General features: G+C 50.8%; 15 protein-coding genes. 5 read left to right on the top strand and 10 right to left on the bottom strand.

What is annotated here, in order from left to right; genetic code table 11:
- Window positions 1-53: 53 nt before the first annotated feature.
- From BM200_RS27845 to yyaC, 4 genes are all read right to left on the bottom strand, one after another.
- A complete protein-coding gene (locus BM200_RS27845) occupies window positions 54-1241 on the bottom strand; it encodes a class I SAM-dependent methyltransferase (RefSeq protein WP_091190382.1) in 1188 nt (395 codons plus the stop codon).
- 34 nt (window positions 1242-1275) lie between these two features.
- Entirely contained in the window at window positions 1276-1920 is a 645-nt protein-coding gene (locus tag BM200_RS27850; protein ID WP_091190384.1) for a DUF6483 family protein, read from the bottom strand.
- Window positions 1921-1940: 20 nt separating this feature from the next.
- Entirely contained in the window at window positions 1941-2768 is an 828-nt protein-coding gene (locus tag BM200_RS27855; RefSeq protein WP_091190386.1) for an alpha/beta fold hydrolase, read from the bottom strand.
- A 67-nt stretch (window positions 2769-2835) separates the two neighbouring features.
- Complete coding sequence (yyaC, locus tag BM200_RS27860; protein ID WP_091190389.1) at window positions 2836-3357, bottom strand: spore protease YyaC; 522 nt, start codon at window positions 3355-3357, stop codon at window positions 2836-2838.
- 154 nt (window positions 3358-3511) lie between these two features.
- On the opposite strand from yyaC, the gene BM200_RS27865 reads away from it, so the two are divergent.
- Window positions 3512-3739: a DUF1128 domain-containing protein gene (locus BM200_RS27865; protein ID WP_091190390.1), complete on the top strand. Its 228-nt coding sequence runs from the start codon at window positions 3512-3514 to the stop codon at window positions 3737-3739.
- A 228-nt stretch (window positions 3740-3967) separates the two neighbouring features.
- On the opposite strand, the gene BM200_RS27870 is transcribed toward BM200_RS27865, so the two are convergent.
- The 4 genes from BM200_RS27870 to BM200_RS27885 all read right to left on the bottom strand — a co-directional run bounded on the left by BM200_RS27870 (window position 3968) and on the right by BM200_RS27885 (window position 8512).
- Entirely contained in the window at window positions 3968-4441 is a 474-nt protein-coding gene (locus tag BM200_RS27870; RefSeq protein ID WP_091190393.1) for a hypothetical protein, read from the bottom strand.
- Window positions 4442-4693: 252 nt separating this feature from the next.
- Window positions 4694-6283, bottom strand: coding sequence for a UDP-glucose--hexose-1-phosphate uridylyltransferase (locus tag BM200_RS27875; protein ID WP_091190394.1), 1590 nt, complete (start codon window positions 6281-6283; stop codon window positions 4694-4696).
- 35 nt (window positions 6284-6318) lie between these two features.
- Window positions 6319-7305, bottom strand: coding sequence for a UDP-glucose 4-epimerase GalE (gene galE, locus BM200_RS27880; RefSeq protein ID WP_091190397.1), 987 nt, complete (start codon window positions 7303-7305; stop codon window positions 6319-6321).
- 34 nt (window positions 7306-7339) lie between these two features.
- Window positions 7340-8512 carry a galactokinase gene (locus tag BM200_RS27885; RefSeq protein ID WP_091190398.1) on the bottom strand — a complete coding sequence of 391 codons (1173 nt, stop codon included), beginning with the start codon at window positions 8510-8512 and terminating at the stop codon, window positions 7340-7342.
- A 189-nt stretch (window positions 8513-8701) separates the two neighbouring features.
- Here BM200_RS27885 and BM200_RS27890 point away from each other — a divergent pair, with 189 nt between their 5' ends.
- Both BM200_RS27890 and BM200_RS27895 read left to right on the top strand, forming a co-directional pair.
- Window positions 8702-9565, top strand: coding sequence for an AraC family transcriptional regulator (locus tag BM200_RS27890; protein ID WP_091190401.1), 864 nt, complete (start codon window positions 8702-8704; stop codon window positions 9563-9565).
- 55 nt (window positions 9566-9620) lie between these two features.
- Window positions 9621-10853 carry an NAD(P)/FAD-dependent oxidoreductase gene (locus tag BM200_RS27895; RefSeq protein WP_091190403.1) on the top strand — a complete coding sequence of 411 codons (1233 nt, stop codon included), beginning with the start codon at window positions 9621-9623 and terminating at the stop codon, window positions 10851-10853.
- A 49-nt stretch (window positions 10854-10902) separates the two neighbouring features.
- Here the strand turns inward: BM200_RS27895 and BM200_RS27900 are convergent, their stop codons facing one another.
- Complete coding sequence (locus BM200_RS27900; protein WP_175533062.1) at window positions 10903-11472, bottom strand: general stress protein; 570 nt, start codon at window positions 11470-11472, stop codon at window positions 10903-10905.
- 171 nt (window positions 11473-11643) lie between these two features.
- Here BM200_RS27900 and BM200_RS27905 point away from each other — a divergent pair, with 171 nt between their 5' ends.
- Window positions 11644-12795, top strand: coding sequence for a magnesium transporter CorA family protein (locus BM200_RS27905; protein WP_175533063.1), 1152 nt, complete (start codon window positions 11644-11646; stop codon window positions 12793-12795).
- Window positions 12796-12826: 31 nt separating this feature from the next.
- Here BM200_RS27905 and thrS read toward each other — a convergent pair whose 3' ends face one another.
- Window positions 12827-14740 carry a threonine--tRNA ligase gene (thrS, locus tag BM200_RS27910; protein WP_091190409.1) on the bottom strand — a complete coding sequence of 638 codons (1914 nt, stop codon included), beginning with the start codon at window positions 14738-14740 and terminating at the stop codon, window positions 12827-12829.
- Window positions 14741-15171: 431 nt separating this feature from the next.
- Between thrS and BM200_RS27915 the strand changes: the two genes are divergently transcribed.
- On the top strand, window positions 15172-16014 hold the full coding sequence (locus tag BM200_RS27915) for a lipase family protein (protein WP_245773181.1): 843 nt from the start codon (window positions 15172-15174) through the stop codon (window positions 16012-16014).
- Window positions 16015-16048: the final 34 nt, after the last annotated feature.

Here is a 16048-nt window from a genome sequence, read left to right on the forward strand (position 1 = left end):
TTGTAACAAATGTTATTTCAATCGACAATTACTTCCATAGGACTTCTTGATTATTATTTTTTGATGGAGGTAGGCCAAAGGTCTGATAGCATCTGTTCCAAAGAAGGCGAAATATGCAGGAAGCTGCGGAACTGCTCATATTGCTCCCATTTCTCCTTCGATCCTCCCTGTCCGCTGCGAACAGCACGGATAAGCAGGTTTTTCGGCGTATGCTCCGGATCAACAAACTCCAGCATTTGGACTTTATAACCAAGCACCTCAAGCAAGGTACCGCGTGCAGCATCCGTAGCGAGCGCGGAGAAACGCTCTTTCAGAAGTCCCTGCGACAGAATCGGCGATAACACCTCGCTGTCCACCTGGCGGAACAATTCATGCTGGCAGCAAGGAACCGACATAATGACCGAAGCACCCCATTTGACGGCTTTGGCAAGGGCGGCATCCGTCGCTGTATCGCAGGCATGGAGCGTCACTACCATATCGGCTTCATTCAGCTCTTCGTAATCGGCAATATCCCCAACGAGAAATTTCAATTTGTCATAACCAAGCTTATCGGCAAGCTCCTGGCAAAAAGCGATCACATCCGCCTTCAAATCCAGTCCGATAATGGAGATCTCCCGCTTCTGTTCAACGGCAAGCAGATGATACAAGGCAAACGTCAAATACGATTTGCCGCAGCCGAAATCAACGATCGTAAGCGGCTTGTCCGCCGGAAGGCTTGGAAGCACGTCCGTTACCATCTCGAGGAAACGGTTGATCTGCCTGTACTTGTCCTGCTTCTTCGCGTGTACGGCGCCATCCTTGGTCATAATACCAAGCTCCACCAGGAAAGGGGCGGCCGTTCCTTCTGCCAGAATGCGGTTTTTCTGGCGGTTATGCTGCAAATCCGCTGCAGCCTTGGCGCTGCCGGTTGGCTGCTTGCTCAGAAGAGTAGCCTTCCCTTTCTTATTAAACAGCAGCTGAATATCTGCGTTTGTCGTTTTAAACAAAGCTTGCTTGTAGTCGCCTTCCAGCAGCTCGATCATTCTGGCGCCCGCCAATTCAGGCTTTACATTATCATGGGTTACTTTATTGCTGTAATGGTACTCAAACTGCAGATGAAGCCCGTTCTTCAGTTGAACAGGACGCACCACTGTCTTCGAAGCAGCCGCGCTGTCCTTGCGCCGCAGCTGGCTAAGCGTGCCCTGCAGCAGTTCTCCCGCTTCCACTATTTTTTGTATTTGGTCCTGCCATTCTTCTGTCATTTTGTTTTGTCACTCCTATAAATCTTGGCTTTTCTCATTTTGAAATCAGCGAGTCCAGTCCGTATTGGACTTCCTCACGAGGCAATCCGCCTGCTTCCAGCCTGTCATCCTCAAAGAACAATAAACGGCGGTAAAAGGCTTCCACTTCCTCATTCGTCACTGCCTCGTCCTCTAACAGCTCATAGAGAACATCCTCTGCCCGGGCAAATTGTCCTTCGTCCTCCAGCCATTCCGCCTGAAGCTGCTTGGCATGGGGCGGGAGTTCATAAGCCTTTAACTGCTCGAGAAGCTGCTCCGCTTCTTTGGACGGATTTGCAATCGTAGGCTCCGCTCCGACTAACGACAGCCTCATAAAGAGCTGCAGCGCCTTCAGACCCGACACAAAGCTTGCATCTTCATTGCCAAGCTCGGCGTGCAGTTCTGACTCCTGCTTAAGGGTAACCGCTATAGCCTGCAATTTGTCCGTTTCAATAACGCCATTCGTGGTCAGAACTGCCATCAAATCTTTGTCCGACAAGGAACGGATCAGGTTGCCGCTGATTCCAAACCGCTTATCCAGGAGCTCATCTATTACCAATAGGGCATCCTGATGCTTAAGCTCCTTTTTCAGCTGCAAAATTTGCCCGACGGCTTCCGTCATTTGCTCAATCATATTCATTAAATAATCGCGACGAAACATCCGGTTCCCCACCCCTCATATTAGACAAGCTTTGTAATAAAACGCAGTACCGCTTCGGCAAAAGGCTCCGGACGCTCCACCATTCCCATATGGCCGGCATCTGCGAGCTTCTCCCGAGATACATTTGGTCCCTCAATAACAAAGGTGCGTTCCACGGGAATTATCTGATCCTGCTCTCCTGCAAGGAGAAGCACAGGGAGATTCGCATTCTTCAGCACCTCCGAGCGGTCCGGGCGGATCTTCATGCCCTTGGCAGCGCCAATGGCACCGGCGGCACTTGTTCCTTTGCCAATGTCGATTGAACGCTCTACCTGATCCGGCATGGCGGATTTATTGTCCGGGGAATAAAGCTTGGGAACAAGGCCCTCCACAAAGGCAGCTACGCCATCCTTCCTAATCGCGGCCACCGCATTGTCCCTATTCTCCTTCGCGGCATCGCTGTCCGGCAATGGCGTTGAATGAACGAGACCAAAGGCGGACAACTTCTCTCCGTAACGCTGGGCAAAAGCTAGCGTAATGTAACCGCCGAGAGAATGGCCAAGGACGCATGCCTTGTTTATTTTCAACTGATCCAGCATGGCAGCCAGATCGTCTGCATACAATTCCATAGCGTTCGTCTCATCCGGTCCGGTCTCCCCGGAGGATAAGCCATGTCCACGCAAATCCAGTGCAAGAATGCGGGCCTTGGCGGATAGCGGCTCTACCACCTGTTCCCAATAAGCGGAGCTGCCGCAATAGCCGTGCAGAAGCACAACAACCGGCGTTGTATCCGCACCGGAATCGTAATAAGCAATGGATTGACCGCTTGGCAAAGTTACGGTTTGATTGGCAATGGAAAGTTTAGTCATTGTGTAGCCCTCCTAAAAAGAATTGTGAAGCAATTCTTGCTTCGTAAGCATTATCTTAAAATAATTGTCATGTTACTTGCTTCCAGGCTTGATCCACCAGCTCCGCAACCGTTTCAGCCATTTGCATCACGGCGTACAGAGAAGTGGTCTGAAGCGTCATGTACGGCTTATGGCTGCTTGCATTGACGACACCGGCGATGCTGTAATGACCAACAGCCGATAATCTTGCTCCCGTTGCCTGACCGGGTATAAGTGGTCCTTCTGCCGTAATATATCCTCCCACGGATTGCGGTTTACCAAGGCAGGCATCTACGGCAATAACAACCGCATGCTCCGCTGACTGCTCTAAGGCTTCTGCAAAACGTTCGGCATCACAAGGCCGCTTCAGTGTTCCGAAGACATGCGGCCAGCCTCGCTCCTCCAGTTTGGAGCCTACCAACGGGCCAAAGCTGTCCCCGGTAGACCGGTCCGTGCCGATACATACGAAGACAATCTGGCTGCGGTCAGGATGCCTCGATGCCACTTCTGTCAAAAAGGTCTGCAGGCTTTCCGTTCTGCTATTTGTTAATTCTCCTGACTTCCCCGACATGTAAACACCTGCTTTAAGTTGTTCGTACGAATGAATTTTCTTTCATTGTACCCGAATTAAGCCTTGCGGTTCAATTTACGGGCATGGGATGAGCGAAATATGTTACAATGGCGAGAATGAGGAAGACTAACTGAGTACGGAGAGGGGACTAATCATGGTCAATCTGGAAGAACCAACCCAGCAAAACGTGGAATTTATGATCGAAACCATTAAAACAAAGCTAAGAATGGCGACAGCAGCAGCGATGCAGGCTTCTCACTTCAACGTTGATCAATACGAGGATATCCGCGACTTGTACGAAGTTGTTGCTGCCAAGGATAAATTCAGCATCAGCGAAGTCGAAGCACTTGTGTCGGAGCTCGGCAAGCTGCGCGGCAAATAAGAAGGATGAAGAAGCACCGGCAGGCTCGCAGAGCTTGCCGGTGTTCGTTTGTGCTTATCAGACTTCAGGACGACGTCTACAGTCCTAGCATTATGCAAATCCTACACATAAAGCAACAGCCGTTATGACAATGTTTACCACTAAAAGACATTAACTAACATTTTTAGACAGCTGTTCATTAAACAAAAAAAGAGCTCCTATCCCAATCGGAGCTCCCCTTGTTTGTCTTTATTCGTTTGTTTCCCCAGATTCAGGCGAAGAACCCGCCTCTGCCGATTCGATGGTCAAGCTGATTTGCACCTGCTTCTGCTCGCCCTTCAGGAAGAACGCCAGACGCTCGAGCTTTTCCGCCAGTTCCGAGCCTGTAAGCGTCGTATTCAACTGATAGTTGAAACGGTCTGCCGGCTGTTCCTCTTGCGGCGCATACGTTGTACGGCCGCCTCTCCATGCACGTTCCTTGGATCCGCCCTGCTGTACCAGCAGCTGATCCTGCATCGGGTAAAACTTGTCCGATTTATTGACAACGCGCTCATAAATACGCAACTTCTTCAGCAGCATATAATATTGCGCCGAATGCTTGAAATTCCAAGCTTCCCGGATATCCTTCAGCGTATAATCCATCTTCCAACGCTTCAGCTTCTCGATCTGCTCTTCTGCATTCAACTGCAAGAAATCATCTAAAGGCATAATTGCTTCCGGCATCTTGACCCCTCCGTTAACCTGAAATAAATTGTTCCAGATAAGCGTTAACTTTCTCCTTTATCAAAAAGAACACATATCTTTCATTAAAAATATAACAATGCGAATAGTTTATATTTTCATATAAAAAATACCATAATTTTTTTCGATTTACAAATTAATTTCTTTACAGATTTCTATAATTGCACAATTCTCACATTCAAAAAGCCGTCGTATATGTCCAATGGGCAATACGACGGCTTTATACTTGAATTATTAAGCTGGTTTCAGGCCAAAAGCAGCCAGGAAACGCTGGAATGCGGCATGGCCTTCTTCCGTTTGTTTGAATACGCCGGCGTCCTTCAGCACGTCGGAGAACTTGGCGCCTGTCTCGCCTTCAACAATGGCTTGCGCCTGTTCGTCCGAGCAGGATGTGCCATAGCGGGCAACCAGCGATTCAATCCACTCGGCATGAAGACGAAGCGGATGATCCGGACTGTAAAGCTCGCCATGCAGGGCTGCAGTCTTGCCGGTCAAGTAATCGGCAATCTGCTCAAGCTCGGCTTTCAGTCGGCCCGGCAATACGGCCAGACCCATAACCTCAATCAGGCCGATATTTTCCTTCTTGATATGATGCAAGTGCTGATGCGGATGGAAGATCCCCATCGGATGCTCCTCGCTTGTCCGGTTGTTGCGGAGTACGAGATCAATCTCATAAGCCCCGTCGTCAAGCAGTCTCGCGATTGGAGTAATGGTATTATGCGGGGTAAGCGAACCGTCGCTGTTCGTTGTAAAAGCATGTACATCGACAGTCTCGTCGCTATATGCGCGCCAAGCGTCCAGCATCCGGCATGCTGCCTGCAATACATCGGCTTTGGAAGCGCCGTTCACCCGTACAACCGACATCGGCCAGTTCACAATGCTGAACCTTACTCCCGGCAGCGAAGAATCCGTGAACGAAGCAATCGCTTTAGCCTTCTCCATCGGGAAGGTATGGCGCCCGGCCTGGAAATGATCATGGCTTAAGATAGAGCCGCCCACGATTGGCAGATCGGCATTGGAGCCGATGAAATAATGCGGGAACTGCTCAACGAAGTCCAGCAGCCGCTTGAAGGTGCCATGCGAGATAACCATCGGCTCATGGGCGCCTTTGAACACGATGCTGTGTTCGTTATAGTACACATACGGCGAGTATTGGAAATACCATTGCTGGCCATCCAGCGTCAGCGGCAGTACGCGCAGGTTCTGGCGTGCCGGATGATCCGCGCGGCCGGCATAGCCCACGTTCTGCTCACATAGCAGACATTTCGGATAATGCGCCTGCGGCAAGGTTTTGAGCAGCGCAATTTCCTTCGGATCCTTCTCCGGCTTGGACAGATTGATTGTAATCTCCAGCTCGCCGTGTTCGGTTTCGTGAAGCCAGTATTTATTTTTGCGGATGCGGTCCATCCGGATATAGTTGGAGTCGATGCTCAGCTTGTAGAAAGCATCCGTAGCCGCTTTGATGCCAGCTTCAGCCGTTGTACGGCGGAAAGCCGCCGCTGCCTCGGAAGGGCGCGGCATGAGCAGACCCATAATGCGGGCGTCCAGCAAATCACGGTAAGTAAGAATATTGTCCTCAATCAGGCCAATCGAATAGCCGTAATCGAGCAGCGGTTCAAGCAGCGATACCGGGCTGTCCAGCTCTTCATCCGGAATCTCGCCTTCATTCGGCTCTGTGAACTTGAACAGATCCAGCAAGGCATTGCGGGAATAGTTCGCATCCAGAGGTTCAATCATCCCTTGACGAAGGGCAAACTGGACAAGCCTGTCGATCAGAACGAGTGCTTCTGCTGCGGTAACCGTAGTATTTTCTTTGACTGTCATGATGTAAAAACTCCTTTCCGCTCCTAATCGGCAGCTTAGCCGTTATAGCCGTTAGGATGATTGACATGCCAGTTCCATGCGCTGCGGATAATATCCTCAAGGTTGGCACGCGACGGATTCCAGCCAAGCTCTTTGCGGGCACGCGCCGAAGATGCGACCAAAGTAGCCGGGTCGCCTGCACGGCGGGGCTCGATAACCGCTTTAATCTCGCGCTCTGTCACCTTGCGGGCAATCTCGATCACTTCTTTGACGGAGAAGCCTTGACCGTTGCCGAGGTTGTAGATCGCGCTGTCTGCGCCTTCACGCAGCTTATCAACCGCAAGAACATGGGCATCTGCCAGATCGCTGACATGGATGTAATCGCGGATGCAAGTGCCGTCCGGTGTTGCATAATCATCGCCAAATACCGAGATATGCGGACGTTGGCCCAGTGCTGCCTGAAGCACGATTGGAATCAGATGAGTCTCCGGACTATGGTCTTCGCCGATTTTGCCGCCTGCATGAGCGCCCGCGGCGTTGAAGTAACGAAGCGATACGTATTTGAGGCCATGGGCCACATCGAACCACTTCATCATTTTTTCCATCGCCAGCTTCGTTTCGCCATAAGTGTTCGTTGGAAGCGTACGGTCGAATTCGTCAATCGGCACGTTCTCCGGCTCGCCGTAAGTTGCTGCCGTAGAAGAGAAGACGATCTTCTTCACATCATGCTCGATCATTTTCTCCAGCAGGCACAGCGTGCCGTAAACATTATTATGATAATATTTGGACGGGTTTGTCATACTCTCGCCAACCAGCGAGTTTGCAGCGAAGTGGATAACCGCATCGATGCTGTTTTCTTTAAATACCGTATCCATAAACGCTGCATCGCGAAGGTCGCCAACGTACAGCTTGCCTCCAACAACCGCTTCACGGTGACCTTGCTGCAGGTTATCGACTACAACGATTTCTTCTCCGCGCTCTGCAAGAGCAGCTACGGCATGCGAACCGATATAGCCAGCTCCTCCGGTTACTAATACTGCCATACTCCTCATCCCACTTTCTCTATTTTATTTATAATTATTGAAGCTGTTCTACGCCGTTGCCGATGCTGCACACGTAGAAGTCAGGAGTAAGCCCTGTTGCTTCTGTATATTGACGCCCTACTTCTTCCTTGAAGCGCTCGATGCTGTCCTCGTGAACAAGCGATACGGTACAGCCGCCAAAGCCTGCGCCCGTCATCCGCGAACCGAGTACGCCCGGAACCTGGCGTGCGGCCGCAACCATTGCGTCAAGCTCAGGACCCGTTACTTCATACAGATCACGGAGCGAATCATGCGAGCCGTTCATGTATTGACCAAATGTCGCCAGGTCGTTAGCCTTCAGGGCATCCATCGAACGAAGCACGCGGTCGATCTCTTCCACAACATGCTGTGCGCGGTTGCGGACAACTTCGTCTTTGATCAGATGTTTATTCGCGTTGAACTGCTCCAGGTTGATTTGACCCAGAAGCTTCAGCTCAGGGAATGCGGCTTGCAGATCTACAACAGCCTGCTCGCATTGCTGGCGGCGTTCGTTATATGCGGAATCGACAAGGCCGCGGCGTTTGTTCGTATTGCCGATTACCAGCTTGTAAGCGCCGGATTGGAAGGGAACAAGCTCATATTCAAGCGTATCGCACATCAGCAGAATCGCATGATCCTTCTTGCCGTTTGCAACAGCGAACTGGTCCATGATGCCGCATTGTACGCCGTTGAATTCATTCTCCGATTTCTGGGATAGAAGAGCGATTTCGACCGTATCCGTAGGTTTGCCTTCCATTGTAAGCAAAGCGTAAGCTGTTACAACCTCGATCGATGCCGAAGAGGACAAGCCTGCGCCGTTCGGAATTTCGCCGTGGAAGAGCAGGTCATAGCCGCTGCTGAATGTAATACCCTTTTGCTGCAGCTCGTAAACGATTCCTTTCGGATAGTTCATCCAGTCATCCGCTTCATCGTAAACAATCGTGTCGATTGCCAGCGACTTGGAGGAAGGGAAATTTGTTGTCGCGAGGCCAAGCTGGCGGTCATCGCGCTTGCGGATAAGCAATGTAGTACCAAAAGTAAGTGCTGCCGGGAATACATAACCGCCATTGTAGTCGGTGTGCTCGCCAATCAGGTTGACGCGTCCAGGTGCGTGAAAAGCTTTGATCTCAGCGGCTTCTCCGCCGAATTGTTGTATAAATTGTTGTGTAAGCTGTTGGATAGATGCCATATGCTTGCAACAGTCCTTTTTTGTATAATTTTTGAAGCCCTTTGTTCTATCTCAGTATAACGCAAGCGATCCATCCGGCAAAATGGCGCAAAGTGCTTTTCACATGGATTTATGTGACTTTTAGCAAAGCGGCTTAGCGTGATATGATGGGATTAACCAATCCAACACCTTAAGGCAGGTGCCGTCAGAATGAGGCAAGATACGTATAAAGTGGCTTCCAATCCCGTCATTACGTATAACGAGCACATGAATGTATTGTTTGCAGGCGAGAGCCAAACCAAACCATCTCATCAGCGGGGACCTAAAGTATATGATTTTTATCTCATGCATACGGTGCTTGAAGGCAAAGGAGAATTCTCCTGCGGCGGTTCGAGTTATCCGCTGCGTGCGGGACACACCTTCCTGATCGAGCCGGAGCAACTGGTCAGCTATATCTCGGATGCGGATGAACCCTGGCTGTACCGCTGGGTCGCCTTTAATGGTCCGCATGCCGCCGAACTTGTGCAGTCCGCAGGCTTCTCGGTAGCCAGCCCCGTCTCCGAAACATCTCAGATCAGACGAGTAGGTGTCCTGTATAACCAGATCTTCAGCGTTTTCCGGAAAGGCGATCCTGCAGCCCATTTGAAGGCATCCGGTTATTTGCAGCTGCTGCTCGCTGAGTTTTGCAGCGTTCATCAGCTGTCGGGGGATAACACTGCTCTGACGACTATGGATGAGACGGAAAAGCTGATGCAGCAAATGATCCATTATTTGTCCACCCAATACGCTCAGCCGGTCTCCATCGAGCAGATGGCCGAATCGTTTGGTTACAACCGTGCTTATCTTTCGCGTGTTTTCAAACGTTATACAGGTGAGTCTCCTATTACATTCCTGCTCAAGCTGCGAATAGACAAAGCCCGCCAAATGATCCGGGAACGCGAAGGACTTACAATTGAACAAATTGCCGCATCTGTCGGTCTGCAGGATTCCTTATATTTCTCCAAGCAATTCCGCCGTTTCTACGGCTTATCTCCATCCGCCTACCGTGAATCGATGCGTCAAATGAAGACTTAACGGGTATTCAAGGGTTAGTCCAAATTTGGGCATATTATCGGGTGAGGTGATCTTCATGAAGGAGCTGCACAGCGGCCATCTCTTCTGGCCAACAACATTGGAGCAGCAGAATACCTATCCTCCTCTCTCGGAGGAGTTACACGTTCAAGTTGCCATTATTGGCGGCGGGATGTCCGGCTCCATGTGCGCTTATGAATTTGCAAGAAAAGGAATGTCAGCCGCTGTATTCGAAAGGGACACCCTTGCCGGCGGAAGCACCTCCGCCAATACGGGACTGCTGCAGTTCTCCAATGATGTTATGCTATGCGATCTGATTGATCAGATCGGCCGTCAGGCCGCCGTTCAGTTCTACTCCGCTTGCGTGGATGCCGTCAGGCAAATCGGCATCATAGCCGGTGATCTGGCCACTAATCCCCATTACGTACCGCGGAGCAGTCTTTATTACGCCAGCTCGGAGCAAGACCTTCCCAAGCTCAGGAAAGAATATGAGACGCTGCGCCAGAACGGCTTCGATGTCAGCTTCTGGGAGCCGGATACGATTTTGAAGCATTTTCCTTTCCGCCGCTCCGGCGCCATTATAACAAATGGTGATGCTGAGGTGAACCCGCTCCGGTTTGTGCAAGGGGTAGCCCATGCTGCTGCTGCATACGGTGCCCGTCTTTATGAGCATACAGACGTGATATCCTATGAACGTGCAGCAAACGGGAAGCATCTATTAACGACCGCAGATAATCATGTCATTACAGCAGATCATGTTATTTACGCGATTGGCTATGAACCCGAGGAGCTTCGCGGACAATTAATCAAGCCGGTCATGAACCGTTCCTTCGCCGCCGTAACGGCCGTACAGGATAAGGACAAGCTCCTGCACTGGTATAATCAGATGTTTATTTGGGAAACCGCCCGACCTTATTTATATATGAGGACCACCTTGGATGGACGTATCGTTGTTGGAGGCCTCGACGAACCAAACGAGCATCCGATTGAAGGCGAACAGGAACGAAGTAAACGGATAAGCAAGCTGCATGACAAGCTGACTGCTCATTTTCCTATGCTGGATGCCCCCTTCGAATTCGAGTGGAGTGCTACATTTGGAGAGTCCGTTGATAATCTGCCTTTTGTCGGAGAGGATCCTGCCCAGCCTGGTGTCTATTATTGTCTCGGCTATGGCGGAAACGGCACCGTATACAGCATGATTGCCACTAATATCTTGTATGATCTTATCAAGGAAGGTCATCATCCGCTGGCGGACATAGTCGGGCTTAAGCGGCCAACCCTTCAATCATAGACAAAAGGGATTCAGCCTTAGGCCGAATCCCTTCTTTTATTATTAATAATCAGGAACCCGTGAAGATTCGCGCGGCCCCGTTTTGTCTATAGATTCCTTCCGCAATACCGAGACGGGACAAATCGGGACCTCCGTCTTTATCGAGTAGTGATTTGCTCTCATCGGACTCAATAACGACCAGGGTTGCGCCTTCCCGGATTGAATCCCGGCAGGATGCCGCTTCCTGCTCATCGAGTCCCAGCGCCATCATGGCCCCTTGGATGTGATCCTCGTCTCCAAAAATATAATCGCCCGTTATCGTGCTGCCCGAAGCAATGAGACCCGCAGCTGCAAATCCCGGATTCCATGATCCGCCGCCCGTCAAACCGATGGCCGGTATAAAGGCAGCACTTGTCCAGGCCCTTCCGTGTCTCTCATCGCCCTCGACTTCATTTGTTGTCTGCGCCAGCTCCGATAATTCATCGACATGAATATCGCTTTCGGATTCAATTCGCCGGGAATGCTCGCTGTCCTTTGCGATAATCTTCATCTCCCCTTGGACGAAACCTGCCTGTTCAAGGGCATTAATTGTATCAATAACCTGCTGTTGTGTAGCAAATGCTCCAATTAACTTAGCCATCGCTCTCATCCTCCCTCTTCTTCCTTCTAGGTAGTTATACCCTGAATCGGCAGCAATCAATCTCCGTTGCAGGAAGGTTGTGTAAGTAAGCCGTTCAGGGTATGATGAAGAGTAAGCGACATGGAATTCGGATTTTAGACAATATAGATCTTTATGAACAGGAGGCAAAGGATGATTCATCGGATGCTTCGCTATCCCGAGAAATGGGAATGGCATGTGCTGCAGCTGGAACGGCCCCCAATGGAGACGGCTGAAGAACTGCCCAAGCGCAAAGACAATCGAAAAAAGGACGAAACGTCAAAGGCATCTATGACATTTACTACACCTCCTGTATCTGACGAAAACGTCGAAGAGCAAATGGCCTGCAAACGGCTCCTTCCGGAATGCGCGAACTGGCTGGACGACTGCTGGGGCAAAGAGGAAAATCAGATTTCGGTTGTCCATTCCGCACATCAAGGCACCGTCGTATCCGGCACCTTGATGCTGCAGGCATCCGAGCAAATGACCGATGTACAGCCGTTTCACTTCTGGCTGAGCGAAGAAAAGCTTGTTACTCTCCATACGGATCTGCGCCTCATGATCCGTTTGCAGGATAATACGGTAACTTCCCGGCTAACAGAATGCGCCTCGGCACCGGAGGCACTGTTCATTATGCTTGGCCAATTGCTAGGGCCTTTTCATGAAGGACTCGACGGCTTCGAGAAACGTCTCGGTGAGCTCGAGCAATCGATGCGAATTTCGAACAGGACCGGCCTGCTCGACGTTATCTTTGAACGACGTTACGATTTATTGCATTGGAGTCATCTTTTTATCCCGATCAGAGAACTGTATGGAGCTGCCCAGGAAGCTTTCATGGACAAGCTTACCGATACGGACGTATTCAAACGCACCACCTATAAGCTGGACCGAATCGAATCATTGCTGAAGCATTATGCGCTGGAGATCGATACTTTGATCTCCATGGATGATGCGCTGTCCAACTTCCGCGGCAATGATATTATGAAGACGCTGACGATCTTTACCGTCATCTTTACGCCTGCCACCGTTATCGGTGCCCTATGGGGAACAAACTTTAACCCGCTTCCCTGGGATGATCACCAATTGGGCTTCATAGGCATGTGTGCCGCTATTTTATTTATTACGATACTCATCTATTTATGGTTGTGGCAGAAGGGCTGGACCGGTGACTTGCTCACAGGGCGGGATTCAAATAAGAAGAAGCAGCCGCGTATTCTGATGCTCGAAGAACAGGCGACCGCCAGCAGTGAACCAGCACCAGAGCTGTCAAGACAATCCCGCAAAAGGCGCTCCAAGACGATTTAATATCGTCCTGAAGCGCCTTTTTTGCGTCTCTTTAACTCCGTTGCCGCAGATCCTCAAGTATACTTCCGGCAAGCTCGGCCACCTGCTTCGCCGCCGTATCCGCTTCACCGCGTTTCCGGACGGAGACGCTGCCGCTTAACCTTTCATTTTTCCCGACAACAAGCATATAAGGAACTTTCTCAAGCTGGGCTTTCCGTATTTTGTTGCCCAGCTTTTCGCTGCGCACATCTACCTCAACGCGGATTCCTGCCTGTGTCAGTTCGGCTTTGACCTGCAGCGCATAATCCAGTTCATGCTCCGAGACCGGGAGCAGCTTCGCTTGAACCGGAGCCAGCCAGATCGGGAAAGCACCGCTGTAATGCTCGATCAGAATTCCGATGAATCGGTCCAAAGAGCCGTATACCGCGCGGTGAATAACGACCGGCCGCTGCTTCTTGTTATCCTCTGCGATATAGGACAAATCAAACTTCTCCGGCATTTGGAAATCAAGCTGGATCGTTCCGCACTGCCAGCTTCTCCTCAAGGCATCTACGATATGGAAGTCGATCTTTGGCCCATAAAAGGCACCGTCGCCTTCGTTAACGCGGTAGCTCATCCCCCGCGCATCCAGAACATTCTTAAGAGATTGCTCCGCTTCATCCCATAACGCATCCGAACCCATGTAATCCTCAGGCCTTGTAGACAGCTCTACGGAATAGTCGAAGCCAAACACTTTATACACATCGTCGATCAAGGCCATCACTTTGCCGATTTCCTCTTCGATCTGGTCGGGGCGAACAAAGAGATGGGCATCATCCTGGCAAAAGGTCCTCACCCGCATCATGCCCCCAAGTGCTCCGGACAGTTCATGCCGGTGTACCTGCCCGAATTCCGCCAGCCGGATTGGCAGCTCCCGATAAGACCGCAGGCTGTTCTTGAAGATCAGCATATGTCCCGGGCAGTTCATCGGCTTCAGAGCGAACTCAGCCTCGTCCACCATGCTGAAATACATATTGTCCTTGTAGTGATCCCAATGTCCGGACTGCTCCCACATCCGCTTGTTCATCATAAACGGCGTGCGGACCTCTTCATAATCGTTTTGATTAAGCAGCTCCCGGGAGAAATTCTCCAATGCTGTCCGAATGGCCATGCCTTTTGGTAAATAAAACGGCATCCCCGGCGCCTCCTCCGAGAACATGAACAGCTCCAGTTCCTTGCCCAGCCTGCGGTGATCCCGCTTCTTCGCTTCCTCCAGCTGGTACAAGTATTCGGCAAGCTCCGACTTGCCAAAAAAGGCTGTGCCGTAAATGCGCTGAAGCATCGGATTATTCAAATCGCCCCGCCAATAAGCACCGGCTACATGCAGGAGCTTAAAAGCTTTGATCCAGCCAGTCGAAGGCAGATGCGGCCCCCGGCACAGATCCACGAACTCCCCTTGCTCGTAGATGCTGATTGTCTCGCCGATTGGCAGGTCACGGATCAGTTCCAGCTTAAGCGGCTCCTCGCGTTCCGTAAAGAGAGATACCGCCGCCTCCCGCGAAACGACCCTCCGCTTAATCGGCCAATTCTCCCGGATAATGCTGCGCATTTCCTGCTCAATTGCTTCCAGATCCTTAGTCGAAAGGGGATGCTCCAGATCTACATCGTAATAAAATCCGTCGTCAATAACCGGACCAATTCCCAGCTTTACAGCCTGGTCTCCGTATAAGCGCTTGATCGCTTGCGCAAGCACATGAGCAGTAGTATGCCGACAAATATGAAGCCCCTGCGGGCTGTCGAGAGCAATCATGTCGATTCGGCTGCCATTGCCGATCGGCTCATCAAGATCGGTCATCGTACCGTCGATTGCCCCCGCTATTATTGTTTTCTTCCAATTGGCATCCATCAATTCCGCTGCTTGTGCAATCGTCGTGCCTTGCAATACCCTCCTTGTGCTTCCGTCCGGCCATACAGCTTGAATCTCCATTTTTGCTCCTCCATTCTTCGGAATTTGAACGCAAAAAAACGCAGCTCTCCCTGCAAGGGACGAGTGCGTTCTGCTCGTGGTTCCACCCTAATTCCATCCTGTGCTTGTTCGGCGCAAAGATGCTTCGTTGGAATCCGTTAACGGGGATTAATCGGTTACCTATACGGCCATCATCGAAAGCAATTGCGGGTTCCAGGTCACGGCTGCAAAGGGGTAATCTCCAACTTTCACCGAAGAAGCTTTCAGCTGTCGCTTCTCTCTCTGGGCGGCTATTGGGAAGGAGATCATGTCTTTGGTCATTGCCTTCGTATGAAATTGGTATTATGATACATTGTTTTATTTCAAAAAGTCAATAGGAATCAGTTACCCATACAAGCGCCCAAACATAATATATATAATCAGCCCATGGAAAAGAGCGGAGGGATCCGTATATGGCAAAAACAACGAGAAGGACCACTACAACGGCATTTCCACGGCCTATGAGACAAGGCCAGCCGCAGCAATTTGATCTCCGCATCGCCCTATTTCTTGCCGGTATTGCTGGACAGACTTACTCGCAATTTGAGAATAAGGACGGCCTTTTTCTTGTCCCGCGTGATTATCATTTGACCGGGGCCTTCTCTGCCAAAGCTTATGACAACACCGAAGAACGCTTTGGCTTTGTTTTGCAATCGGACCGTTCTTCCGTTCTGGCCTTCCGCGGCTCAGGTTCGGCTGTGGATTGGGTATCCGACTTTATTGCCCAGCAGACGACTTACCGTCCCGTCAAAAATGCCGGCCAAACCCATAAAGGTTTTACCGATATCTATACATCGACGCGGGGACAGGTGCTTGATCTGATCGGACAGCTGCCGGTCGATAAGCCTTTGTTCATTACCGGACACAGTCTCGGTGGAGCGCTAGCCACCCTTGCAGCACTCGACATTGCCGTCAATACTCCCTTCACAGCACCAATCGTCTATACCTTTGGCACCCCGCGTGTCGGCGACCCCCGATTTGTCCGGCTGTACAACAATACCGTCGAGACCCATTGGCGTCTCCAGAATGAATACGATATCGTTCCCCATCTGCCGCCGCTGGTATACCAGTCTCCGGATACGAAAAAGACATATTTCTACATGCATGTCAAAGGCGAGGTCAAACGTGACTTCCGGATGGGTTCCGTCTCCGGCAACCATATCTTAAGCAGTTACTTTGCCGATCTATGCAGAGAGGAACCGCAGTTCGCCGAAGCGGTCTGCTCAGAACCTCCGGGCTGGTGCCCGTTTGTCTGATTGCGCAACAAAACTCCGCAGCTTTGCGGAGTTT

Source organism: Paenibacillus catalpae (assembly GCF_900112695.1).
Taxonomy (GTDB): domain Bacteria; phylum Bacillota; class Bacilli; order Paenibacillales; family Paenibacillaceae; genus Pristimantibacillus; species Pristimantibacillus catalpae.